At 60.7% G+C, this 24,249-nt stretch carries 23 protein-coding genes and 2 pseudogenes; 14 read left to right on the top strand and 11 right to left on the bottom strand.

Annotated features, from left to right (window positions below; genetic code table 11):
• Positions 1–24: 24 nt before the first annotated feature.
• Both phaC and AB4N92_RS14105 read left to right on the top strand, forming a co-directional pair.
• Complete coding sequence (gene phaC, locus AB4N92_RS14110; protein WP_045791390.1) at positions 25–1,707, top strand: class II poly(R)-hydroxyalkanoic acid synthase; 1,683 nt, start codon at positions 25–27, stop codon at positions 1,705–1,707.
• A gap of 27 nt (positions 1,708–1,734) precedes the next feature.
• On the top strand, positions 1,735–2,355 hold the full coding sequence (locus AB4N92_RS14105; protein WP_010213783.1) for a TetR/AcrR family transcriptional regulator: 621 nt from the start codon (positions 1,735–1,737) through the stop codon (positions 2,353–2,355).
• A 78-nt stretch (positions 2,356–2,433) separates the two neighbouring features.
• Here AB4N92_RS14105 and AB4N92_RS14100 read toward each other — a convergent pair whose 3' ends face one another.
• From AB4N92_RS14100 to AB4N92_RS14090, 3 genes are all read right to left on the bottom strand, one after another.
• On the bottom strand, positions 2,434–3,417 hold the full coding sequence (locus AB4N92_RS14100; RefSeq protein ID WP_236298234.1) for a phasin family protein: 984 nt from the start codon (positions 3,415–3,417) through the stop codon (positions 2,434–2,436).
• Positions 3,418–3,429: 12 nt separating this feature from the next.
• Entirely contained in the window at positions 3,430–3,852 is a 423-nt protein-coding gene (locus AB4N92_RS14095) for a phasin family protein (RefSeq protein ID WP_010213785.1), read from the bottom strand.
• Positions 3,853–3,957: 105 nt separating this feature from the next.
• Entirely contained in the window at positions 3,958–4,233 is a 276-nt protein-coding gene (locus AB4N92_RS14090; RefSeq protein WP_021492330.1) for a polyhydroxyalkanoic acid system family protein, read from the bottom strand.
• Positions 4,234–4,377: 144 nt separating this feature from the next.
• Between AB4N92_RS14090 and ubiE the strand changes: the two genes are divergently transcribed.
• From ubiE to AB4N92_RS14030, 12 genes and pseudogenes are all read left to right on the top strand, one after another.
• Positions 4,378–5,148: a bifunctional demethylmenaquinone methyltransferase/2-methoxy-6-polyprenyl-1,4-benzoquinol methylase UbiE gene (gene ubiE / locus AB4N92_RS14085; RefSeq protein WP_003171186.1), complete on the top strand. Its 771-nt coding sequence runs from the start codon at positions 4,378–4,380 to the stop codon at positions 5,146–5,148.
• Positions 5,148–5,771, top strand: coding sequence for a ubiquinone biosynthesis accessory factor UbiJ (locus tag AB4N92_RS14080; RefSeq protein WP_236267100.1), 624 nt, complete (start codon positions 5,148–5,150; stop codon positions 5,769–5,771). The genes ubiE and AB4N92_RS14080 overlap by 1 nt, the downstream gene beginning before the upstream one ends.
• A complete protein-coding gene (gene ubiB, locus AB4N92_RS14075; RefSeq protein WP_010213796.1) occupies positions 5,768–7,372 on the top strand; it encodes a ubiquinone biosynthesis regulatory protein kinase UbiB in 1,605 nt (534 codons plus the stop codon). Before AB4N92_RS14080 ends, ubiB begins: the two co-directional genes overlap by 4 nt.
• Before the next feature lie 41 nt (positions 7,373–7,413).
• Positions 7,414–7,806 (top strand): phosphoribosyl-AMP cyclohydrolase, encoded by a 393-nt coding sequence (hisI, locus tag AB4N92_RS14070; protein WP_010213799.1) that lies wholly within the window; start codon positions 7,414–7,416, stop codon positions 7,804–7,806.
• Positions 7,807–7,809: 3 nt separating this feature from the next.
• The gene (locus AB4N92_RS14065) at positions 7,810–8,142 is read left to right on the top strand and encodes a phosphoribosyl-ATP diphosphatase (RefSeq protein WP_003209299.1); all 333 of its coding nucleotides are present in this window, start codon (positions 7,810–7,812) and stop codon (positions 8,140–8,142) included.
• 26 nt (positions 8,143–8,168) lie between these two features.
• Complete coding sequence (locus AB4N92_RS14060) at positions 8,169–8,447, top strand: twin-arginine translocase TatA/TatE family subunit (RefSeq protein ID WP_003171180.1); 279 nt, start codon at positions 8,169–8,171, stop codon at positions 8,445–8,447.
• A gap of 10 nt (positions 8,448–8,457) precedes the next feature.
• A complete protein-coding gene (gene tatB, locus AB4N92_RS14055) occupies positions 8,458–8,862 on the top strand; it encodes a Sec-independent protein translocase protein TatB (protein ID WP_010213803.1) in 405 nt (134 codons plus the stop codon).
• Positions 8,859–9,647, top strand: coding sequence for a twin-arginine translocase subunit TatC (tatC, locus tag AB4N92_RS14050; protein WP_010213805.1), 789 nt, complete (start codon positions 8,859–8,861; stop codon positions 9,645–9,647). Before tatB ends, tatC begins: the two co-directional genes overlap by 4 nt.
• Entirely contained in the window at positions 9,644–10,351 is a 708-nt protein-coding gene (locus AB4N92_RS14045) for a 16S rRNA (uracil(1498)-N(3))-methyltransferase (RefSeq protein ID WP_010213807.1), read from the top strand. The genes tatC and AB4N92_RS14045 overlap by 4 nt, the downstream gene beginning before the upstream one ends.
• Positions 10,352–10,438: 87 nt before the next feature.
• Positions 10,439–11,449 (top strand): annotated as a pseudogene (locus tag AB4N92_RS14040) (methyl-accepting chemotaxis protein); the annotation flags it as partial.
• A complete protein-coding gene (locus tag AB4N92_RS14035; RefSeq protein ID WP_439653479.1) occupies positions 11,447–12,355 on the top strand; it encodes a methyl-accepting chemotaxis protein in 909 nt (302 codons plus the stop codon). The pseudogene AB4N92_RS14040 and the gene AB4N92_RS14035, both read left to right, overlap by 3 nt.
• 182 nt (positions 12,356–12,537) lie before the next feature.
• Entirely contained in the window at positions 12,538–14,445 is a 1,908-nt protein-coding gene (locus AB4N92_RS14030) for a methyl-accepting chemotaxis protein (RefSeq protein WP_031290884.1), read from the top strand.
• 16 nt (positions 14,446–14,461) lie between these two features.
• On the opposite strand, the gene AB4N92_RS14025 is transcribed toward AB4N92_RS14030, so the two are convergent.
• The 8 genes and pseudogenes from AB4N92_RS14025 to pip form a co-directional block, all read right to left on the bottom strand.
• A complete protein-coding gene (locus tag AB4N92_RS14025; RefSeq protein WP_010213814.1) occupies positions 14,462–15,196 on the bottom strand; it encodes an amino acid ABC transporter ATP-binding protein in 735 nt (244 codons plus the stop codon).
• Positions 15,189–16,148 (bottom strand): amino acid ABC transporter permease, encoded by a 960-nt coding sequence (locus AB4N92_RS14020; protein ID WP_010213816.1) that lies wholly within the window; start codon positions 16,146–16,148, stop codon positions 15,189–15,191. Before AB4N92_RS14020 ends, AB4N92_RS14025 begins: the two co-directional genes overlap by 8 nt.
• Positions 16,149–16,206: 58 nt before the next feature.
• Positions 16,207–17,004, bottom strand: coding sequence for a transporter substrate-binding domain-containing protein (locus tag AB4N92_RS14015; RefSeq protein WP_236267101.1), 798 nt, complete (start codon positions 17,002–17,004; stop codon positions 16,207–16,209).
• 219 nt (positions 17,005–17,223) lie between these two features.
• Positions 17,224–18,024, bottom strand: coding sequence for a transporter substrate-binding domain-containing protein (locus AB4N92_RS14010; RefSeq protein WP_042571346.1), 801 nt, complete (start codon positions 18,022–18,024; stop codon positions 17,224–17,226).
• A 185-nt stretch (positions 18,025–18,209) separates the two neighbouring features.
• Positions 18,210–20,782: pseudogene (mdoH, locus tag AB4N92_RS14005) on the bottom strand (glucans biosynthesis glucosyltransferase MdoH); the annotation flags it as partial.
• On the bottom strand, positions 20,775–22,511 hold the full coding sequence (locus AB4N92_RS14000; RefSeq protein WP_329605892.1) for a glucan biosynthesis protein G: 1,737 nt from the start codon (positions 22,509–22,511) through the stop codon (positions 20,775–20,777). The gene AB4N92_RS14000 and the pseudogene mdoH, both read right to left, overlap by 8 nt.
• Positions 22,512–22,777: 266 nt before the next feature.
• Positions 22,778–23,215: a D-aminoacyl-tRNA deacylase gene (gene dtd / locus AB4N92_RS13995; protein WP_021492176.1), complete on the bottom strand. Its 438-nt coding sequence runs from the start codon at positions 23,213–23,215 to the stop codon at positions 22,778–22,780.
• Positions 23,212–24,183: a prolyl aminopeptidase gene (gene pip / locus AB4N92_RS13990; protein ID WP_010213829.1), complete on the bottom strand. Its 972-nt coding sequence runs from the start codon at positions 24,181–24,183 to the stop codon at positions 23,212–23,214. The genes dtd and pip overlap by 4 nt, the downstream gene beginning before the upstream one ends.
• Positions 24,184–24,249 lie beyond the last annotated feature (66 nt).

The following is a 24,249-nucleotide window of genomic DNA, read 5'->3' as shown; positions in this document are numbered from 1 at the left end:
GGCTTGACGAAGGAGTGTTGGCTCATGCGAGAAAGACCCGTGACGAACCCGGCGCCCACCCCGGCGGCGTTCATCAATGCGCAAAATGCGATCACCGGCCTGCGGGGTCGGGACCTGCTGTCGACCCTGCGCAGCGTGGCCGCCCACGGCTTGCGCAACCCGGTGCATACCGTTCGCCATGCCTGGGCGTTGAGCGGACAACTGGGGCGCGTATTGCTCGGTGAAACCGTGCACGAACCCAACCCCAACGACGGCCGCTTCACCGACCCCACCTGGACACTCAACCCACTGTACCGGCGTAGCCTGCAAGCTTATCTGAGCTGGCAGAAGCAGACCCGGCACTGGATCGATGACAGCACCCTGAGCGCCGATGACCGCACTCGCGCACACTTCGCCTTCTCGCTGATCAACGATGCGGTCTCCCCTTCCAACACCCTGCTCAACCCGCTGGCGATCAAGGAGCTGCTCAACTCCGGCGGCAACAGCGTGGTGCGCGGAGTGACCCATCTGTTCGAAGACCTGCTGCACAACAATGGCCTGCCGCGCCAGGTGAGCAAGCATGCCTTCGAAGTGGGCAAGACGGTCGCCACCACGCCCGGCTCGGTGGTGTTTCGCAATGAACTGCTGGAACTGATCCAGTACAAGCCGATGAGCGAAAAGCAGTACGCCAAGCCACTGCTGATCGTGCCGCCGCAAATCAACAAGTACTATATTTTCGACCTGAGCCCGGCCAACAGCTTTGTGCAGTACGCCCTGAAAAACGGCTTGCAGACCTTCATGGTCAGCTGGCGCAACCCGGATGTACGGCATCGCGAATGGGGCCTGTCCACCTACGTTGCGGCGCTGGAGGAAGCGCTCAACGTGTGCCGCGCGATCACTGGCGCCCGCGAGGTCAACCTGATGGGCGCCTGTGCCGGCGGGCTGACCATCGCCGCGCTGCAAGGCCACTTGCAAGCCAAACGCCAGCTGCGCCGCATCTCAAGCGCCAGCTACCTGGTAAGCCTGCTGGACAGCCAGATCGACAGCCCCGCCACGTTGTTCGCCGACGAGCAGACCCTGGAAGCCGCCAAGCGTCGGTCTTATCAACAAGGCGTGCTGGACGGCCGCGACATGGCCAAGGTGTTCGCCTGGATGCGTCCGAATGACCTGATCTGGAACTACTGGATCAACAACTACTTGCTGGGCAAGGAACCGCCGGCCTTCGACATTCTGTATTGGAACAACGACAACACGCGCCTGCCCGCCGCGCTGCACGGCGACCTGCTGGACTTCTTCAAGCACAACCCGCTGAGTCATCCCGGTGGCCTGGAGGTGTGCGGTACACCGATCGATTTGCAGAAGGTCACGGTGGACAGCTTCAGCGTGGCAGGCATCAACGACCACATCACGCCATGGGACGCGGTGTATCGCTCGACCCAATTGCTGGGCGGCGAGCGGCGCTTCGTGCTGTCCAACAGCGGGCATATCCAGAGCATTCTCAACCCGCCGGGCAATCCCAAGGCCAATTATGTCGAGAACCCCAAGCTGAGCAGTGACCCGCGCGCCTGGTACTACGACGCCAACCACGTCGAAGGCAGTTGGTGGCCGCAATGGCTGGAGTGGATCCAGCAGCGCTCCGGCGTGCAACGGGAAACCCTTACCGCCCTGGGCAACCAGAATTACCCACCGATGGAAGCAGCGCCCGGCACCTATGTGCGGGTGCGCTGAGCTCAGCGATCACATTAAGAAGACTGGATGAAGACCCGCGACCGTATCCTTGAATGTGCCCTGCAGTTATTCAACCAGAAGGGCGAGCCAAACGTGTCGACCATGGAGGTGGCTAATGAAATGGGGATCAGCCCCGGCAACCTCTACTACCACTTCCATGGCAAGGAGCCACTGGTACTCGGATTGTTCGAACGCTTCCAGAATGAGCTGGCGCCCCTGCTCGACCCACCGGCGGACGCACAACTGGAGGCCGAAGATTACTGGCTGTTCCTGCACCTGATTGTCGAGCGCATGGCGCATTACCGGTTCTTGTTCCAGGACTTGTCGAACCTGGCGGGGCGTTTGCCGAAGCTGGCCAAAGGCATTCGCAACCTGCTGACTGCGCTCAAGCGGACCCTGGCGTCATTGCTGGCGCGACTGAAGGCGGCAGGTCAGTTGGTCAGTAGCACCCAGGCCCTGGGGCAACTGGTGGAGCAGATCACGTTGACCCTGCTGTTCTCGTTGGATTACCAGCGGATTATTGATCGTGAAGGTGAGGTACGGGTGGTGGTGTACCAGGTCATGATGCTGGTAGCGCCGCATCTATTGCTGCCGGCACGCCTGGCAACCGAGAAGTTCGCGCTGAAATACCTGGATGACAGCGTCTAAACATGTCGGAGCAAGCCCACACACCTAAAAAAATGCCCGACCTTTGCAGGCCGGGCATTTTTTGTGTCCTGGGAAAAATCAGGACTGACTGGATGGCGTCGGGGTTGCCGGCGTTGCAGTCGGGGTCACAGCAGCAGGGGTCGGCGCGGACACCGAGTTGGCTGTGGAAGCGGTTGGCGCAGTAGCAGGCTTGGCCGCAACCGCAGGCTTCGGTGCTGCTGACTTTTTCGCTACCGCTGGCTTCTTCGCGGCGGCGGGTTTTGCCGCTGGCTTGGCTGCAGCAGGTTTGGCGGCGGGTTTCGCGGCGACCGGCTTGGCTGCAGGTTTCGCAGCGGCGGGTTTGGCAGCGGGTTTTGCGGCTGCGGTTTTAGCCGCAGGCTTGGCGGCAGGTTTTGCGGCTGCCTTGGCTGCTGGCTTAGCGGCAGGCTTGGCAGCAGCTTTCGCGGCTACCGGCTTAGCTGCCGACTTGGCGGCGGGCTTGGCAGCTGCCGTTTTTGCCGCCGGCTTGGCGGCGGGTTTAGCGGTTGCCTTGGCAGCGGGTTTGGCAGCCGGTTTCGCGGCAGCTTTCACCAGAGGCTTGGCGGCAGTTTTCGCAGCCGGTTTGGCCGCTGCGGTTTTCGCCGCTGGCTTGGCAGCCGGTTTGGCCGCCGCCGTTTTCACGGGAGCCACTTTAGCGCCGGTCAGTTTCTCGATTTGCTTGGTCAGGGTATCGACCTTGCTGTGCAGCGTCTTCAGCTCTGCCTTGCTCGGCACGCCCAGTCGCGAAATGGCACTGTTGAGGCGCTTGTCGAAAGTTTCTTCCAACTTGCCCCAAGTGTCCGAAAGGCTCGACTTGGCGGAACCGGCAGTTGCCTTGGCCGCTTCAACTTTTTTACCAACCGTGGTTTTGGTCAACTTCTCGGCCTTCTCGCCGTCCTTGACCAAAGTCTCGAAGTATTTGCCGCCGTCACTGCTAACCTTCGAGTACACGCCTAAACCAGCAAGCCAGATCTTACGGGAATATTTTTCAACTTCCCCGACCCACGAGCTGCCTTCTTTCTGAGTAGTCTTTTTAACAGCCATCCCGATGTCTCCTTAGTGTTTACGCGCGACACGTTCTAGCAATGTCGTCAGCTCTTCGAGCTTAGCAGAGAGTGTCTCAACGTCATGTTTAGACGCAATGCCGATTCGATTCAAGGCACTGGCAACACGAGTGTCAAAAGCTTTTTCAACTTTATCAAGCTGAACTTCTACCAGACCTTTGACGGAGGAGACATTACTCTTTACTTGGTCAATCTGACTGTTGGCGGCTTCAAGTTGTTCAACTGCAACTTTTTTACCTTTACTTTCAACATGTTGACCGGCTTTAACCAACTCTTTGAAGTAATCGCCGCCCTCGCTTCCGACCTTGGCATAAGCACCAAGTCCTGCCAGCCAGATCTTGCGGGCGTAGGATTTAACCTCGCTCAAGGTAGTGGTCTGGGCGTCGATTTTTTTCTTCAGGATAACTTTGGCCATGGTGCACCTCACGCAGAATAGGGTGGAGGAACGGCCCACAGGAGTTGAGGGCTTGGGCACAAAGTAGGCTGGAAAATTAGAATCGGCACCCTAAGAACAGGTTGATCACGCCAACGCTTTATCCAGGGCCTTTTCGATTTCGGACTTGATGGTGCCACTCATGGCCGACATCAACAGGCCCAGTTCCACATCAATGCGCAACGAATCATCGGCGACGACTACAGTGCCCTTAACCCCCGAACGCTTGAGGTTCAAGGTATCGCCGGACCACGACGGCTCCAGGCCATAGTGCTCCTTGAGTTTGTGCGCCAACTTGTCGGCCTTTGCACGTGCGCCTTCTTTACCCAGGGAATGTGCACGCTCAACGGTTATACGGGCCATTGCAATGACTCCTCTTTATGGGGAAGTGGATACCTTCGATGCGGCAAAAGGTCTCGGTGACCACCCATCTTACCTGCAGCCTTGCCAAGACAAAGTAGGCCTTGGGGATTATCATGTCCCGCATTCTCTTTTGGTGACAGCGATATGACTGATCAGCGCAAAGGCAGCGATGCCGAACCCACCACTCACTTCGGCTTCAAGAACGTCCCGGAAAGCCAGAAAGCGGAAAAAGTCGCTGAGGTGTTCCATTCCGTAGCGGCCAAGTATGACCTGATGAACGACGTGCTCTCCGGTGGCATGCACCGCCTGTGGAAGCGGTTCACCATCGAGCTGTCGGGTGTTCGCACCGGCAACCGCGTACTGGACATCGCCGGTGGTACGGGCGACCTGGCGGCCAAGTTCTCCAAGCTCGTTGGCCCGACCGGCCAGGTGGTCTTGGCGGACATCAACGGTTCGATGCTCAAGGTCGGCCGTGACCGCCTGCTCGACAAGGGCGTGGCGGGCAATATCGAGTTCGTCCAGGCCGACGCTGAAAAGTTGCCGTTCCCCGACAACCATTTCGACTGCGTGACCATCGCCTTCGGCCTGCGCAACGTGACCCACAAGGAAGACGCGATCCGCTCGATGCTGCGCGTCCTCAAGCCGGGCGGCCGCCTGTTGGTGCTGGAGTTCTCCAAGCCGACCAACGCGCTGATGTCCAAGGTCTATGACACCTACTCCTTCGCCTTCATGCCATTGATGGGCAAGCTGATCACCAATGACGCCGAAAGCTATCGCTACCTGGCCGAATCGATCCGCATGCACCCCGATCAGGAAACCCTGAAGTCAATGATGGTAGAAGCCGGTTTCGACCGCGTGACCTACCACAACATGACCTCGGGCATCGTCGCCCTGCATCGCGGCATCAAGCCCTGATGCTGTTCGCCGGCCTTCTCGCCAGCGTTGAACACGGCCTCAACCGTGTGCTGCGCCTGGACAGTACCGCCCTGGCGCGGCTTGCGCACCTCAGCGGCAAAGTCATTGCCGTCGACTGCCGCAGCCCCGCCTTGCAGCTGTTTATCCTGCCCTGCGATGAAGGCCTGATGCTCGCGAGCCAATGGGCCGCAGAAGCCGACTGTACCCTGCGTGCGCCGGCATCGAGCCTGCTGCACCTGGCCCTGAGCCGCAATAAGACGGCCATCCTGCACAGCGCCGAGGTGGAGCTGGAAGGCGACAGTTCGGTGCTGATGGACCTGGCCGCCGTGCTGCAGGACCTGGAACTGGACTGGGAATACGAGCTGTCGCGCTGGATCGGTCCAGTGGCCACCCAGTTGATCAGCGGGCACCTGCGCAGCCGCTCGCGCTGGTACCAGCAAGGGTTCGCCAGCCTTAACCAGAACCTCGCCGAATACCTGAGCGAAGAATCGCGCACCCTGGTCGGAGAACGGGAAGCGCAAGCGCGCTTTCGTGAACTCGACAAGGCCAAAATCGACCTGGAACGCCTTGAGGCGCGCTTCGAGCGCCTAAGCCGTTCCCTTGATCCAAGCGATAACGCATGAAGCTGCTCGCCGTCCGCCGTTTGTTTCGTATCCAGCGCGTCGTAATCCGCTACCGCCTCGATGACCTGCTGTTCGCCCTGCCTTTGCCGTGGTTCCTGCTGGCGGTGCGCTATGTGCTGCCGTGGCGCTGGTTCCCGCGCAAACAACTGGCACTGAGCCGTGGCGCACGCCTGCGCCTGGCACTGCAGGACCTGGGGCCGATCTTCATCAAGTTCGGGCAGATCCTCTCGACCCGCCGCGACTTGCTGCCCGAGGACATCGCCGACGAGTTGATGCTGCTGCAGGACCGCGTGCCGCCGTTCGACTCCCAACAGTCAATGGCGTTGATCGAAGAGCAACTGGGCAAGAAGATCAGCGAAGTCTTCAGCCGCTTCGACGTCGAGCCCCTCGCCTCGGCCTCCGTGGCCCAAGTGCACGCGGCACAGCTCAAGACCGGCGAAGAAGTGGTGGTAAAGGTAATCCGCCCTGGCCTCAAGCCGATCATCGGCCAGGATCTGGCATGGCTGTTCATCCTCGCCCGTGCCGCCGAGCGTTTCTCGGCCGATGCACGCCTGCTGCACCCGGTGGACGTGGTCGCCGACTACGAAAAAACCATCTACGACGAACTCGACCTGCTGCGCGAAGCCGCCAACGCCAGCCAGCTCAAGCGCAACTTCGAAGGCTCGCCACTGCTGTACGTGCCACAAGTGTATTGGGACTGGTGCCGCCCTAAAGTGCTGGTGATGGAGCGCATCTACGGCGTGCAGGTCACCGACCTCGCGACCCTGGCCGACCAGCGCACCGACATGAAGATGCTCGCCGAGCGCGGCGTGGAGATCTTCTTCACCCAAGTGTTCCGCGACAGCTTCTTCCACGCCGACATGCACCCCGGCAACATCTTTGTCAGCACCGTGAACCCGTGGAGCCCGCAGTACATCGCGATCGACTGCGGCATCGTCGGCAGCCTGACCCCGGAAGACCAGGACTACCTGGCCCGCAACCTGTTCGCCTTCTTCAAACGCGACTACCGGCGTGTGGCGCAGTTGCACATCGATTCGGGCTGGGTGCCGGCGGAAACCAAGCTCAACGAATTCGAAGCGGCGATCCGCACCGTGTGCGAGCCGATCTTCGAAAAACCATTAAAAGATATTTCCTTCGGCCAGGTGCTGATGCGCCTGTTCCAGACCGCGCGGCGCTTCAACATGGAAGTGCAGCCACAGTTGGTATTGCTGCAAAAAACCCTGCTGAACATCGAAGGCCTGGGCCGCCAGCTGTACCCGGACCTCGACCTGTGGAACACCGCCCAGCCGTTCCTGGAACGCTGGATGCGCGAGCGCATGAGCCCGAAAACCGTGCTGGGCAACCTGCACAGCCAGATGGAACAACTGCCGCACCTGGCCAACATGACCCGCGACCTGCTGGAGCGCATGTCCCAGCCCCACGCCAAGGACCCGGCGCCGCCTTGGAAGAAGCGCAAGGACGACTGGTTCCTGCGCCTGCTGGGCGCTGCTCACCTGGTCGGTGGGGTGATGCTGGCCATCGGTGGCCCGCTGAACCAACTGGGCCACTGGCCGGCTGGCATCATGGTCGCCGTGGGTATTTATCTGATCGTGCGTCGATAGCCAATCCGGTTATACACTGTCGCAAATTGCCGGAGCCGAACATGAAAGACTGGCTGGACGAGATCAAGTGGGACAGTGACGGCCTGGTGCCGGCCATTGCCCAGGACTACAAGACCGGGCGCGTGCTGATGATGGCCTGGATGAACCGTGAGGCCTTGAGCCTCACCGCCGCTGAGCAGCGTGCCATCTACTGGTCACGCTCGCGTGGCAAACTGTGGCGCAAGGGCGAAGAGTCCGGGCACGTGCAGACCCTGCACGAGATGCGTATCGACTGCGACGCCGACGTGGTGATCCTCATGGTCGAGCAGATTGGCGACATCGCCTGCCACACCGGCCGCCACAGCTGCTTCTATCGCGTTTTCGAAAATGGCGAATGGAAGACCGTCGAGCCGGTGCTCAAAGACCCCGACGCCATTTACTCGGCAGGACACTAAGACATGAGCGATACCCTGAACCGCGTGGCCCAGGTGCTGGAAGACCGCAAAGGCGCGGATGCCGACAGCTCCTACGTCGCCAGCCTGTACCACAAGGGCTTGAACAAGATTCTGGAAAAACTCGGCGAAGAATCCGTCGAAACCATCATCGCCGCCAAGGACGCGCAAATCAGCGGCGACTGCAGCGATGTCATCTACGAAACCGCCGACCTATGGTTCCATAGCCTGGTCATGCTCGCCCAACTGGGGCAGCATCCGCAGGCAGTGCTGGATGAACTGGACCGTCGCTTCGGCTTGTCCGGGCATGCCGAGAAGGCCTCGCGCCCGTCCGCCTGAATAACCAAGACTAGAGGATTTGCAGCATGGGCATTTTTGACTGGAAACACTGGATCGTCATCCTGGTGGTGGTGGTACTGGTGTTCGGCACCAAGAAACTGAAGAACCTGGGCACCGACGTGGGCGAGTCGATCAAGGGCTTTCGCAAAGCCATGAACGACGACGAAAAGCCGGCCGATCCCGCCGCCAACCCGGTCCCCCCGGCGCAGCCTGTGCACCCGCAGGCCACTCAGCCGATCACCGAGCGTCGCACCTTCGACGTACAGGCTGAGAAAGTCGAAGAGCCGACCCGCAAAGACTCGTGAGCACTGACTAATGTTTGGTATCAGCTTCTCTGAACTGCTGCTCGTCGGCCTCGTGGCCCTGCTGGTACTGGGGCCGGAACGCCTGCCCGGTGCAGCACGCACGGCCGGCCTGTGGATCGGGCGCCTGAAACGCAGTTTCAACGCCATCAAACAGGAAGTTGAACGGGAAATCGGCGCCGACGAGATCCGTCGGCAACTGCACAACGAGCATATTCTGTCGTTGGAACAGGAAGCCCGGAAGATTCTGTCGCCCGTGCATGAGCCCGCCAAGCCGGCGGAGCCCGCTGTCGAAAACAGCATCGCGCCTGCGGTTGAGGCCGCACCCGTGGCACCGACCGCGCCAACCGAGCCTGCGCCGACGCCCACCGCGTCGCCCGCGCCCCATGACCCTACATTGCCGCCGCGAGCCCCATGAGCGCTGATAAACCGGAAAACGACCAGCATATGCCGCTGGTCTCGCACCTCACCGAGCTGCGTACCCGCCTGCTGCGTTGCGTAGCGGCCATCTTCATCATCTTTGCCGGGTTGTTCGCCTTTACCCAGCAGATCTACACCTTCGTCTCCACACCACTGCGCCAGTACCTGCCGGCCGGTGCGACGATGATCGCCACCGATGTGTCGTCGCCGTTCCTCACGCCGTTGAAGCTGACCATGATGGTGTCGCTGTTCCTGGCGATCCCGGTGATCCTGCACCAGATCTGGGGCTTTATCGCACCGGGCCTGTACAAGCATGAGAAGCGCATCGCCGTGCCGTTGCTGGTGTCGAGCATCCTGCTGTTCTACACCGGCATGGCGTTCGCCTACTTCCTGGTGTTCCCGCTGATCTTCAAATTCTTCGCCGCCGCCACCCCGGCCGGCGTGGAAATGATGACGGACATCACCAGCTACCTCGACTTCGTGATGACGCTGTTCTTCGCTTTTGGCGTGGCCTTCGAAATTCCGGTGGCCGTGGTACTGCTGGTGTGGATCGGCGTGGTCAACGTGGCGTACCTGAAGAAAATCCGCCCGTACGTGATCATCGGCTGCTTCGTGGTCGGCATGATCCTCACGCCGCCGGACATCTTCTCCCAGACCTTGCTGGCCGTACCGATGTGGATGCTGTTCGAGATCGGCATCCTGTTCAGCGGCTTGATCAGCAAGCGCGGCGAACACCCGGATGATCAGCCCGACGACGACCAGCCGCCAGCGACCCAGCCGTGAACCTGCTGCTACTGGAAGAGGCCGACTTCATCGCGGCCGACCGCGTGGTACTGCGTGATCGGCGCCTGGTGCACATGCAGGAAGTCCATCGCGCCGTTGTCGGCGACAGCCTGCGCGTCGGCCGCATCGGCGGGCTGATGGGCAATGCGCAACTGCTGCGCCTGGAAGCCACCGAAGCCGAGCTGCAAGTGAGCGTCGACCAACCACCACCGGCCAAGCTGCCGCTGACCCTGCTGCTGGCCCTTCCCCGCCCAAAGATGCTGCGTCGGGTATTGCAAACCGTGGCGGCGATGGGCGTGCCCAAGGTGGTGCTGGTCAACAGCTACCGGGTCGAAAAGAGCTTCTGGCAAACCCCATTCCTGGAACCTGAGGCGATTCGCGAGCAATTGATCCTCGGCCTTGAACAGGCGCGGGACACGGTATTGCCCGAGATCATCATCGAAAAACGCTTCAAGCCCTTCGTCGAAGACCGCCTGCCGGCAATGGCCGCAGGCAGCCTGGGGCTGATTGGCCATCCCGGTGATTACCCGGCCTGCCCACGCGGACTGGACGAGCCGGTGACCCTGGCGATCGGCCCAGAAGGTGGCTGGATTCCCTACGAAGTGGACCTGCTCACCCAAGCTGGCTTGCAGCCCGTGCAGTTGGGCGCGCGCATCCTGCGCGTCGAAACCGCCGTCACCGCCCTGCTCGCCCGTCTCTTCTAATCTCACTCGCCGCCCTCCTACAGAAAAGTCTGTCACCGCCGATACCCTTTGAATAAGTCCAAGCCTTGTTCCAGGGGAGTTCGCAGCATGCATCGTTGGTTAGCCGAAAAGCTGGGGAATATCAGCGTCAAGACCAAACTCGGCGTGGGCTTCGGCCTGGTGTTACTGCTGACATTATTGATCATGTTCACTGGCTGGACCGGCCTGGGCGATGTCACCAGTCGCGGTGACAAGCTGGGCCATATCTCCAGCCTCAACGGGCTGACCAAGGACTTGCGCCTGGCGCGCCTGGACTTCGAAATGCGGCGCGGCGAACAAGGCACCGACGCGGTCAACAACCTGATCGCCAAGCTGGACAGTGGTCTGCAAACCGCCGCAGACTTGATCGAACAACCCGACGACAAGGCCCTTGTCGAACAGCAACAGGACGCCCTGAGCCAGTATAAAAAGGCCTTTGCCACCATGGTTCAGGCCGGGCTCAAGCGTGAAGGTGCCCGCAGTAAACTGGGCGATACCGCCGACAACGCCGTAGCGAAGGTCAGCGAGGTCGAAAAAAGCCTGCTGCAAGGCGACAGCGTCACGCAGTTCAACAGCGTGGTCGACCTGAGCAAACTGATCCAGCAGGCGCGCTTCCAGGTGCGCGGCTACACCTACAGCGCCAAGGTCGAGGCTGAACAACCGGCCCTCGACGCCATTGATAACGCGGTGAAAAAGATCACCGAGCTGCAGGGCCAACTGCCCGCGCAGTACCAGGCCAACCTGGAGGAAGCCAGCACCTCGCTGCAAGCCTACCGCGCAGCGGTCAGCCAGTACCGTGACTCTCAGACCGCCGCCGCCGCTGCGTTGAAGATCATGAGTGCCCAGGGTGACACGCTGTTGGGCCACAGCGACAAACTCACCCTCTCGCAAACCGTGGTGCGCGACGCCGACGCCGCGCACGCCAAACAACTCTTGCTGCTGGCTACCGTACTGGCGCTGATCTTCGGTCTGGTGGCCGCCTGGGCGATCACGCGTCAGATCGTGATTCCGCTGAACCAGACCCTCCAGGTTGCCCAGCGCGTGGCATCGGGCGACCTGAGCCACAACCTCACCTCCATGCGCCAGGATGAGCTGGGCCAGCTGCAACGTGCCATGCAAAGCATGACCGTCGGTTTGCGCGAACTGATCGGCGGCATCAGCGACGGCGTCACCCAGATCGCCAGCGCCGCCGAGCAACTGTCGGCCGTGACCGAACAGACCAGCGCCGGGGTCAACAGCCAGAAGGTCGAAACGGACCAGGTGGCCACCGCCATGAATGAAATGGCCGCTACCGTGCAAGAAGTCGCGCGAAACGCCGAGGAAGCCTCCGAAGCGGCCGTAGCGGCTGACCAGCAGGCCCGTGAAGGCGACAAGGTGGTCGGCGAAGCCATCGCCCAGATCGAGCGCCTGGCCACCGAAGTGGGCAACTCCACGGTTGCCATGGGCGACCTGAAGCGCGAAAGCGACAAGATCGGCAGCGTGCTCGACGTGATCAAGTCCGTGGCCCAGCAAACCAACCTGCTGGCCCTCAACGCTGCGATTGAAGCCGCGCGTGCCGGGGAAGCCGGTCGTGGCTTCGCTGTGGTAGCGGACGAGGTGCGCAGCCTGGCCCAACGCACTCAGAAGTCCACCGAAGAGATCGAAGAACTGATCGTCGGCCTGCAAAGCGGCACTCAGCAAGTGGCGACCATCATGGACAACAGCCGCGGCCTGACCGACAGCAGCGTCGAACTGACCCGCCGTGCCGGCAGTGCCCTGGCGAGCATCACTCGGACAGTCTCGACCATCCAGGCGATGAATTCGCAGATCGCCACCGCTGCCGAACAACAAAGCGCGGTGGCCGAGGAGATCAACCGCAGCGTGCTGAATGTGCGCGATGTGTCGGAGCAGACGGCTGCGGCCAGTGAAGAGACCGCAGCGTCGAGTACCGAACTGGCGCGCCTGGGCACCCATTTGCAAGCACTGGTCGGCCGCTTCAGGGTCTGACGCACCTCACCGCGTGGCGACCTGCCCAGGGTCGCCGCCTTCAGTCTGTGAAATTTCCTACACGTTTATCAGGCTCACCCGACCGCCAAGAGAGCTAGCGTTCAAGTCACGTCAATGTGTGCGCGCACCTGCGGTGCCCGACACGACGATAACGCCCGCTACTCACTTGTCGGAGGTTGATCATGCTTCGTCGAATGACTCACCTGTTGGGTGACGCCAGTGTCACCCTCAAACTGGCCTTGGGCTTTTCCCTGGTACTGGCCCTGAGCCTCATCATTGCCGTAACAGGCTGGCAAGCCCTGGCGGCCTCCCTCTACCGTTCGCAAACGCTGACCGTGCTCGCGCAACTGGCGGTGGCAGGTGAGGAATTACGCGCTGACAGAATCCTCTACCGCACCCTTGACGATGCCAATAGCCTCAATAGGTTGAGCGCGAGCATGGAGAAAATCGATGGGCACCTTAAGGCGCTTTCCAACCGACTGATAGCGCCAAAACCCATTGAGTATCTGCAAGAGATGGCGCGTATTGGCGCAACGTTCAACACCACACTCAAGGACGTGCCTTCGCTGGTTAAAACACGCGAAAACACCCGCGAAGAATTGAAACAAAGCTCCACGCGGACCGGCGACGTGCTGGCGCAACTGGCCAGTGACTTGCCTGATCAAGAAGACGAAAAAGCCCTCGACGCCGTCGAAAACCTGCGCCAGGCCATAGAGCAGGCGGAAGATCGAGCCCAAAGCCCCGCCTGGGCTGCCAGTTCCCTGGATGCTTATGCCCAGGCCGTGAACGACGCAGAGCGCAACCTCGAACTCGCCCAGGCGGCCGTCGCGAAGCTGCCGGTCGATAGCACCGCACTGAAAAATGCCGTACTCGAGATCCGCACCCGCCTGACACGCCTCAAGGAAGCCCAGCTTACGACCGAAAAATCGCAAAACCAGTTGGAGCAGCAGTTGGATCAGTTACTCGGGCAGAGTGATTTGTTGAGCCAGGATCAGACCCAGCGACGCGACCACGAAGCCGAGCAAGCCCGCACCCAAACCCTCGGCGTGACCGCTGCCGCATTGCTTTTGGGCATCCTGGCCGCCTGGGTGATTGCCGGACAAATAGTGACACCGCTGCGCAAAGCCCTGTCAGTGGCCAATCGCATTGCCGAAGGCGATCTGAGCCACGAAGTGCAGACCCGTCGCAAGGATGAGTTGGGCCAGCTGCAACACAGCATGACTCAGATGACGCTGAACCTGCGCGGGCTGATTGGCAATATCAGCGATAACGCGCAGCAAATCGCCAGCGCTGCCGAGGAGCTTTCCACCATCACCGAACAAACCCGTGCGGGGGTGAGTAATCAGCGAGAGGAAACCGAGCAGGTGGCAGCCGCCATGAATCAGATGCTGGCCACCGCCCAGGAGGTTGCGCGCCATGCCGAGCAGGCTTCGATTGCCGCCGGCCAGGCCAATCACCAGACTGACCTGGGCGATCAGGTCGTGACGGATGTCGTGGCGCAAATTGAGCACCTCGCCCATGAGATGGCACGCTCAAGCCAGGCCATGCTGGCGTTGCAACGGGAGAGCCAGAAGATCGGCAGCGTGCTGGATGTGATCAAGTCCGTGTCGCAGCAGACCAATCTGCTGGCGCTCAACGCCGCGATAGAAGCCGCACGGGCCGGCGAGGCTGGCCAAGGGTTTGCGGTAGTCGCCGATGAGGTACGCAGCCTCGCTCAAAGGACCCAGCAGTCCGCCGAGGAAATCGAAGAGTTGATTGGTGGCTTGCACAGTGGCACGCAGCAAGTCGCCGATATCCTGGACTACAGCCGCACGCTGACCGACAACAGCGTCGGCCTGGCACGCAATGCCGGGGACGCCCTGAGCGAAATCGCCCGTACAGTCCTGGTCATCCAGGAAATGAACCCACAGATTGCGGCAGCCGCCGAAGAGCAAAGCGCGGTCGCCGAAGAGATCAATCGCAGTGTATTGAAAGTTCGCGATGCCTCGGAGCAAACCGCCGCCGCCAGCGAACAGACGGCAGCGGCGAGCATCGAACTGGCGCGACTGGGAACGGATTTGCAGCAGTGCGTGGGGCAGTTCAAGGTCTGACCGCCCTGACCAAGTCCTACAGAACTTGACGCAGAAACGCCTGGGCCCGGGGGTCTTTCGGCGCATCGAAGAACTCGGCCGGGGCCGCATCTTCCAGCAATTTGCCGTGATCGAAGAACAGCACCCGGTCTGCCACTTCACGGGCAAAGCCCATTTCGTGGGTGACGCAGACCATGGTCATGCCTTCCAGGGCCAAGGTCTTCATCACATCCAGCACTTCGCCGACCATCTCCGGGTCCAGCGCCGAGGTGGGCTCGTCGAACAGCATGACCTTGGGATCCATCGCCAAGGCCCGGGCAATCGCGACCCGCTGCTGCTGGCCGCCGGACAAGCGTGATGGAAACTCGTTGGCCTTCTGCGCAATCCCGACCTTTTCCAGCAAGGCCAGGGCCTTGGCCTCACTCTCCTTCTTGCTGCGCTTGCGTACGACCTTCTGCGCCAGGCACAGGTTTTCCAGCACGGTCATATGCGGGAACAGGTTGAAGTGCTGGAACACCATGCCGACTTCGCGGCGATAGGCGTTCACGTCGGTCTTCGGGTCAGCCAGTTGCAGGCCGTCGATGCTCACCGATCCCGAGTCGAATTCTTCCAGGCCGTTGAGGCAACGCAGGAAGGTGGACTTGCCGGAGCCGGACGGGCCGATCACCACCAGCACTTCGCCCTTGGCCACCTGGGTGGTCACGTTGTCGACCGCGCGGACCACATGGCCACGGGTGTCGAAGACTTTTACCAGATCGCGGACTTCAATCACTTTGCGCGAGCCTCCGCTCTAGCCGGCTGGCCATTTTCGACAGCGGCAGGTTGATCAGCAGGTACAGGCCTGCGACGCAGAACAGGATTTCAAACGGCGAAAACGAGGTGGTGATCACTTCGCGGCCGCTCTTGAGCAGTTCGGTAATGGCAATCACCGAGACCAGTGATGTGTCCTTCACCAGGCTTATAAATTGCCCGGCCAACGGCGGCAGCACGCGTTTGAACGCTTGCGGCAACACCACATGACGCATCGACTGGCTGGCGCTCAGGCCCAAGGACCGCGCGGCTTCGTTCTGGCCACGGGTAATGGACTGCACGCCGGCGCGGACGATTTCCGCCACATACGCGCCGGTGAACAACGACAGCGCGGCGATCCCGGCGAATTCGCGGGACAGGTTGAGCACCGTACCGATAAAGAAATAGAAAATGAAGATCTGCACCAATAGTGGCGTACCACGCACCAGTTCGACGTAGATCGTCGACAGATCCCGCAGGGTCGGGTTGCTGGACAAACGGCACAGGCCGGTTGCCAGACCGATGATCAACCCAAGGATGCCGGACACCACCGACAGCCACAGCGTGGTCCACAACCCCCACATCAGCGGGCCCAATGCCCAATGGCGGGTCACGCCCACCACATCGCCTTCGGCAACGTCGTCGCCACGCGCGACTTGCAGGCTGTTGTCGGCAACGGTCAGCTTTTGCTCGGCGCCCGCGTCGTTGCGCAGGGTCACTTCGGCGACGTCGCCTTTGCGCACCAACTCAACGACGGTGGAGATGTCCTCGGCGCGCTGGGACACTTCGGCCTGATAGGCGAAGTATTGCGGCACGCGGTTCCAGCGCCACTCGTAGGACATCAGCGAGGTGGCGTAGTACAGGGCGCCAGCCAGGCCGACCAGCACGACCACGGTCAGCAGGTGCCAGGGCCATTGGGCTTTTTTCTGTTTCATTTCTGGTTCCAGGGTGTGTGTCGCCTGTGAGGCTGCCTTCGCGACTCGGTCTTAAGCCTTATTCCATGTCCTTGAGCCACTCGGAGCTCTTGAACCACTTGTCATGGATGCGATCGTAGGTGCCGTCGTTGCGGATCTGGTGCAGGAAGTTGTTGATGAAGTTGATGCTGTCGTAGTCGCCTTTTTTCAGGCCGAATGCCAGGGGTTCGAAGGTGAAGGGTTCTTCGAGGTACACCAGCTTGCCATTACCGACCTTTTTCTCCGCCACTACGTTGTACGGCGCGTCATACACAAAGGCGTCGGCCTTGCCGTTGACTACGTCCAGCACGCCTTCCTGCTCGTTGTCGTAGCCATGGTATTTGGCCTTGGAGATCAGCTTCTTGGCCACGATCTCACCGGTAGTGCCGAGCTTTGAGGTCAGGCGGTATTTCTCGTCATTCAGGTCTTTATAGGACTTGATGGTGCCTTCCAACTCCTTGCGGATCAGCAGGGTCTGGCCGACCACGATGAAGGGTTCGCTGAAGTTCAGGCGCAGGTTGCGTTCCTGGGTCAGCGTCATGCCGCTGCCGATCATGTCGAACTTGTCGGTCAGCAGGGCCGGGATGATACCGTCGTAGCCGGTGGAGATCGGCTCGAACTTGACGCCCATGGACTTGGCCATGGCCTTGAGGATGTCCACTTCGAAACCGATGATTTCGCCACGCTTGTTGGTCATCTGGAACGGCATGTAGGTCGGGTCCATGCCGACTTTCAGCGTACCGCGCTTGACCGCATCGTCGATGGCGCCGGCCTGGGCCGCATTGACCGCGACCAGCGCGGTGACGCCAAGCAGCAGCATCGAAAGATACTTTTTCATCATCAAGTCCCCTGAACGATTCTTATAAGGTCGGCGCGCGAAAGGGCTGCACCATTTCGGGGTGCGATCCTAACCCACTCCCCTGCTGTCACAAAGGTTTCACGGCTATTTGTTATCGGCGTATGTCGGAAAGGCCCCACAACAGGGCAGCAAAGAGCAGGCGTAGACACGTGCGTGAGCGATTGAGGCAACGACTTGATGTGTAAGCAGTTATGACTTTCACTCGATCTCCGCCAGCCAGGCAGTGTCGTTGAACCACTTGTCATGCAGACGATCGTAGGTCCCGTCCTGGGCAATCTGGTTGAGGAAATGATTGATCCAGTTAAGGCTGTCGACATCACCTTTTTTCACGCCAAACGCCAGCGGCTCGAACGTGAACGGCTGCTCAAGTGCCAGCAGCGTGGCGTTTTCCGGGCGGCTCAGGGCGATCAGGTTGTAGGGCGCGTCATGAATAAAAGCATCCGCCTTGCCCTGCACCACTTGGCGTACCCCTTCCTCCGGTGTCGAAAAACTGCTGATTCGGGCCGCCCCAAGGAACCGTCGCGCCGCCGCCTCGCCGGTAGTGCCTTCGGTGGTGGCGATCTGGTAGCTGGCGTCGTCCAGGTCCTCGACACTGGCGACCTTGCCCGCAAGGCGTGGATGCAACAACACGGACTGGCCGACCACAATGAACGAGTCGCTGAAGTTCAGCTTGAGGTTGCGCTCCTGAGTGACGGTCATGCCGCTGCCGATCAGGTCGAAACTCTTCGCCTGCAACCCCGTCACCAGCTCGGTATAAGGCATCGAGACCATTTCAAGCTCTACCCCCAGAGCCTGGCTCATCACGTTAAGCAGGTCGATTTCAAAACCGACGATACGGCCCTGTTTATCGGTCATTTCAAAGGGCACATAGGTGGGCGTTGTGCCGACTTTCAGCACGCCGCGTCGAACGGCGTCATCAATCGCGCCTGCCTGCGCCAACCCCATGTGAATCAACGCGACAGCACTTAGCAACAGCGCCGAACAATAGCTTTTGCTCATGGATTATCCCTGTGGCGAGTCAAATACGGGGGCGATGCTAACTCAGCGACGGGCACGGCAATACGCCTCAAACGAGGGTCTTTTGTTTCGAAAAAACAAGGGGTTGGCGCAGAAGGGGAAGAAGTGGAAGACGCTGTAGGAACAGCGCTTAAAACACCCCCGAGGTGAGCCCTCGGGGGCGTCTGAATCAGGCCGGCTGGGCCTGGGACAACAGCGGTTGCAACGGCAGCAACGGCGCGTGCGGGTCAGCCTTGATCGAATCCCGCCAGGCGGCGAGCCACTCGGCATGGCCTTCGCTCCAGACCTGCTCGTGCAGGCGGGCCAGGGCCACCGGGTCACTGAGCAAGGCCAGGCGTTCAGCGTTGTTGAGGCCGGCAGGGCCGACTTTCAACGCGTGACGCACACGCTCGGCACGCAGGTACTCGATCGGCTCGGCCTGGGCATGACGCGAGGTTGCCAGGGCACAGGCCAGGGCGTTCTGCTGCGGGTCGACCACCGAACGCACGAAGCCGTCGTTCAGCGCGTGCCAACGGTTTTCGTGGGTGTACTTGTCGGTGGACAACAGCGCTTGCGGCGGATTGTATTCCTCAGGGATCAGGAACAGGCTCTCGTCACGGGACTTGAGGCCCAAACCGACACGGCTGGAGATCACCGACACCGGGATCGACAGCATCAGCGAACCCACGATCGGTACCAACCACCACAGGAAACTCGGGTTCAACCACACCACCAGCAGCGCCCACAGGAAGCCCAGCAGGGTTTGCGGACCGTGGCGCTTGACCGCTTCGCTCCATGGGGTGGAGTCGTCGTCACGCTGCGGCGAGTTCCAGGTCGCAGCCCAGCCGAGAAACGCGGCAAGTACGAAGCGAGTGTGGAAAATCATCCGCACCGGCGCCAGCAGCATGGAGAACAACATCTCCAGCAGCATCGACAAGGTCACCTTGAACTTGCCACCGAACTCTTTCGCGCCCTTGGCCCAGATCAGGATGATGCTCAGCAGTTTCGGCAGGAACAGCAGCACGATAGTCGTGGAGAACAGCGCCACCGCCTTGTCCGGGTGCCATTGCGGCCACAGTGGGTACAACTGGCGTGGCGCCATGAAGTACTGCGGCTCCATCAGGGTGTTTACCGCCAGCAGCGCCGTGGACAGCACCAGGAACAGGAACCACAACGGCGCCGACAGGTAGGACATCACGCCGGTCAGGAACACCGCACGGTGCACCGGGTGCATGCCCTTGACGAGGAACAGGCGGAAGTTCATCAGGTTGCCGTGGCACCAGCGACGGTCACGCTTGAGCTCATCCAGCAGGTTCGGTGGCAGTTCTTCGTAGCTGCCTGGCAGGTCGTAGGCAATCCACACGCCCCAGCCAGCACGACGCATCAGCGCAGCTTCAACGAAGTCGTGGGACAGAATGGAACCGGCGAACGCGCCTTTGCCCGGCAACGGCGCCAGGGCGCAGTGCTCGATAAACGGTTTCATGCGGATGATCGCGTTGTGACCCCAGTAGTGGGATTCACCCAGCTGCCAGAAGTGCAAGCCGGCGGTGAACAGCGGGCCGTACACACGGGTAGCGAACTGCTGCATGCGCGCATACAGCGTGTCCATACCCGACGCACGCGGCGCAGTCTGGATAATCCCCGCGTCCGGCGTGGCTTCCATCAGGCGTACCAGGCTGGTCAGGCATTCGCCGCTCATCACGCTGTCCGCGTCGAGCACGACCATGTACTTGTAGTCACCGCCCCAACGACGGCAGAAGTCGTCGAGGTTGCCGCTCTTGCGCTTTACGCGACGGCGACGACGGCGATAGAAGATCTTGCCGAAACCACCGGCTTCACGGCACACGTCGAGCCAGGCTTGCTGCTCGGCGATGCAGATGTCGGCGTCATTACTGTCGCTGAGCACGAAGAAGTCGAAGCGATCCAGGTCACCGGTGGCGGCCACCGACTCAAACGTCGCGCGCAAACCGGCAAATACCCGAGGCACGTCTTCGTTGCAGATCGGCATCACCAGCGCGGTACGGGCGTCTTTGGGAATAGGCTCGTCACCGGCACTTTTACCGGAGATGCGGTATTTATCGTGGCCAGTCAGCAACTCCAGAAAGCCCATCAGCGCAGTCCAGAAACCGGCCGACACCCAGCAGAACAAGATCCCGAACATGATCAAGATGCTGGTTTGCAGGGCGTATGGCAGTACCTGGGTAGCGGTTTGCAGCAGGGTCTGGTTGCGGATTTCATCGAAGTCCACCAGCGACCAGCCTTGGTACGGCATGATGCCTTTCATGTACCAACCGGCGACGAGGGTCTGGCCGATCATCAGCACCAGCAGGATGTAGCGGCGGATGGATCCGACGGTACGCCAGCGCGCAGCCGGCAATACACGCTCATCCTTTGGCGGAGCAGGCGGGTTGCTGCGCCCGGTGATACGACGCCAACCGCGCACCAGGATATTGGTGCGCCATGGCTCCGGGACCACGCGGGTACGACGGATCGGCGGCGTGGCCTTCAGGCACACGCGGCCAGCGGCGTCGAGCGCCAGCATTTCGGCGTCTTGCAGCTCTTCGGCCGTGCTCAGGGTCAACCGCGTGCCGACCGACGCCTGTGCGGCATCGCCAGGCGCGTCAAAGGTCGACGACGACAAGCGTTCGTGCAACTCGGTGAAGGATGTGCAGCCCGCCAGTTCGGCGCGCTGCTCAGCGGTCATCGGTAGATGCGCAAGATACTCCTGCAGAGTTTCTGGCTGGACTTGAGAGTTACTCATCGGCAGGCAACTGATAGCTCCAGGTTTCGGTCAGGACTTGTTCGGTCTTGATCGGCTCCGGTGTGGCTGGGGCAGCTTCTAGCTGCTTGGCTTCCTTGTCTTTCGCGTCTTTCTTGGCCTGTTTTTCGTGCTGCTTGGCCAGGACCTTGTCGGCCTTGAGCACGTGGCTCGAGTCCTGCTCAGGGGCAGGTGGCGGAACGTCCTGCACCAGCGCTGCGCGCATTTCGGTCGGCTTGCCTGCGTCCTTGATCTTCATGCGCAGGGTCAGGCGCCAGCCTTTGGTGTGCTCGTTGTAGCGCACGCTGTTTTCAACCAGTTCGGCGTTGTCGCTGACACTGACTTGGCTACGCACCGCGGCATCCGACGGCAAAGCCTTGAGGGACGGGCCCTCGAAGTCCACCAGGTAGGCCACGCTGCCATCCGGCTGACGGATCAGGTTGGATTGCTTCACGTCACCGGTGGAGCGCAGGGTCTGCTTGACCCAGGCGCTGTCGCTCGGGTGCAGGGCCTTTTCGTCCATGGTCCAGTGCAGGCGATAGGAAACGTCCAGTGGCTTGCCGATTTCAGGCAGCTCTGCCGGGCTCCAGAACGCAACGATGTTGTCGTTGGTTTCATCGGCGGTCGGGATTTCCACCAGGTTGACGGTGCCTTTGCCCCAGTCGCCCTCAGGCTCGATCCAGGCGCTTGGGCGCTTGTCGTAGTTGTCGTCCAGGTCTTCGTAGTGGCTGAAGTCGCGACCGCGTTGCAGCAGGCCGAAACCTTTCGGGTTCTCTACGGTGAAGTTGCTGACCGACAGGTGTTTAGGGTTGTTCAGGGGGCGCCAGATCCACTCGCCGTTGCCGGCATGGATCGACAGACCGCTGGAGTCGTGCAGTTCACGGCGATAGTTCAGCACTTTGGAAGGCTGGTTCGCGCCGAACAGGTACATGCTGGTCAACGGGGCAACGCCCAGTTTGCTGACTTTGTCGCGCAGGAACATCTGGGATTTCACGTCGACAATGGTGTCGGTGCCCGGACGCAGGATCAGGCGATAAGCACCCGTAGCCCGTGGAGAGTCCAGCAGGGCAAAGATCACCAGTTGTTTCTCACCCGGCTTTGGACGCTCGATCCAGAACTCGGTGAAACGCGGGAATTCTTCGCCGGACGGCAATGCCGTGTCGATCGCCATGCCGCGGGCGGACAGGCCATACGCCTGGCCCTTGCCGACCACGCGGAAGTAGCTCGCGCCCAGCATGGTCATGATTTCGTCTTGCTTGTCGGCCTTGTTGATCGGGTACAGCACACGGAAGCCGGCATAACCCAGCTGTTCGGTGGCTTTGGGATCAAACTTCACGTCGCCGAAATCGAAGCGCGTCGGGTCGTATTTGATTTCCTGAACGCTGTCGGCGGTGACTTCGTTGATTTTCACCGGTGTATCAAAGTGCATACCCTGGTGATAGAAGGACAGCTTGAACGGGGTGTTCTGATCGGCCCACTCGGCTTTTTCGTTGCGGAAACGAATCTTCTGGTAGTCCGCGAACTTCATTTCGCGGAATTCGTTCGGCAGATTGCTGCGCGGAGCTTCGTATTTCTGCCCGGCCAGCTCTTTTGCCTTGGCCGACACATCATCCAGACTGAATGCCCACAGTTGACCCGCGCCGAACAGGCAAAACAGGGCGGAGCCCGTCACCAGTGCGTTTCGTAACCGTTTGGCAGACAATTTTGGTGCATTACAGGGACTAACAATCACGAGCAACCCTCGCCGAAAACAGATCAAAAAACCAACGGCCAGCTATCTATATGCCAGGTTGGCGAGCATTGTTCCGACTCCCGTGGGGCAAAATGATTCCCCAGTGGTTGTCGGACAAGTCTCTACCTAAGTCAAAATGGACCAAACAACGCTGATCCCCGTAGCGCGCGATTATCTAGTAGCCCGCGAAACAACGCATCAGGGATAACGAAGTATTTGTAGCGAAATCCTGCGTTTTTAGGCATTAAAAGTCGTTTTTAATACATTCACGTCTGCAAGAGAAAGGTCACAGGGCCATCATTGACCAAATGCACCTGCATATCGGCGCCAAAACGCCCTGACGCCACCTTGCCATGCAATTGTTGCGCTTGTATCAGCAAGTGATCAAAAAGCGCCGCTCCCAAGGCTGGCGGGGCCGCGGTGGAGAAGCTTGGCCGCAGCCCGCTCTTGGTATCCGCCGCCAGCGTGAACTGCGACACCAGCAGCAACCCCCCGTCGATATCCTTCAACGACAGGTTCATCTTGCCTTCGTCGTCGCTGAACACCCGATAGTTCAACAGCTTGTGTAACAGCTTATCGGCACTCTCCGGCGTATCCGCAGGCTCAACGGCCACCAGGACCAGCAAACCCTGGTCGATGGCGCCGACGATTTCGCCCGCGACCTCGACCCGGGCGCCTCGCACCCGTTGCAACAGGCCCTTCATGCTTCTTCAGGCGGCAAGTCGAGCAAGCGACGTGCCATCTGGCTGGTCGCACGCACCAGGGCATCCGTGATGCCGGGTTCGGAGGCGGCATGGCCGGCCTCGCGAATCACCTGCAGCTCACTGTTGGGCCACGCCTGGTGCAACTCCCAAGCGTTATCCAATGGGCAGATCATATCGTAGCGCCCGTGGATGATTACGCCAGGCAGATGGGCGATCTTGTGCATATCGCGGATCAGTTGGTTGGGCTCCAGGAAGGAGTTGTTAGTGAAGTAGTGGCACTCGATTCGCGCGATGGACAAGGCACGTTGCGGCTCGGAAAACCGCTCCACATGCTGCGGGCTCGGGCACAGGCCGAGCATGCGCCCTTCCCAGCCGGACCAGGCCTTGGCCGCGTGCATCTGGGCAATCTGATCGTTGCCGGTGAGGCGCTTGTGGTAGGCCGCGATCATGTCATGGCGCTCTTCCGGCGGAATCGGCGCGATGTAGTCCTGCCAGTAATCCGGGAACAGGCGGCTGGCCCCTTCCTGGTAGAACCAATGAATGTCCTGCGGACGTGCCAGGAAAATACCGCGCACGATCAGGCCGTGAACGCGCTCCGGATGGGTTTGCGCGTAGGCCAGGGCCAGCGTCGAACCCCAGGAACCACCGAACAGCACCCATTTGTCGATGCCCAGGTGCTCGCGGATGCGCTCAAGGTCAGCGACCAGGTCCCAGGTGGTGTTGTTTTCCAGGCTGGCGCGCGGGGTGGAGCGGCCGCAGCCACGCTGGTCGAAGGTGACAATGCGGTACAGGTTCGGGTCGAAATAGCAGCGGCTCTGGGCATCACAACCGGCACCAGGACCACCATGGATGAATACGACGGGCAAGCCTTCGGGGGAGCCACTTTCATCGACGTACAGCGTGTGGGTGTCATCGACGGCCAGATCGTGCCGGGCGTGGGGTTTGATCTGCGGGTACCAAGTCTGCATTGCGCGCTCCGTAGGGGGTCGGGTTCATCCCTGGGGGGACGTCTTTTATTTTGCCGTCTGGCACTA

The organism is Pseudomonas sp. S3_A09, from assembly GCF_054668065.1.
This window is presented reverse-complemented; position numbering and strand designations above follow the sequence as displayed.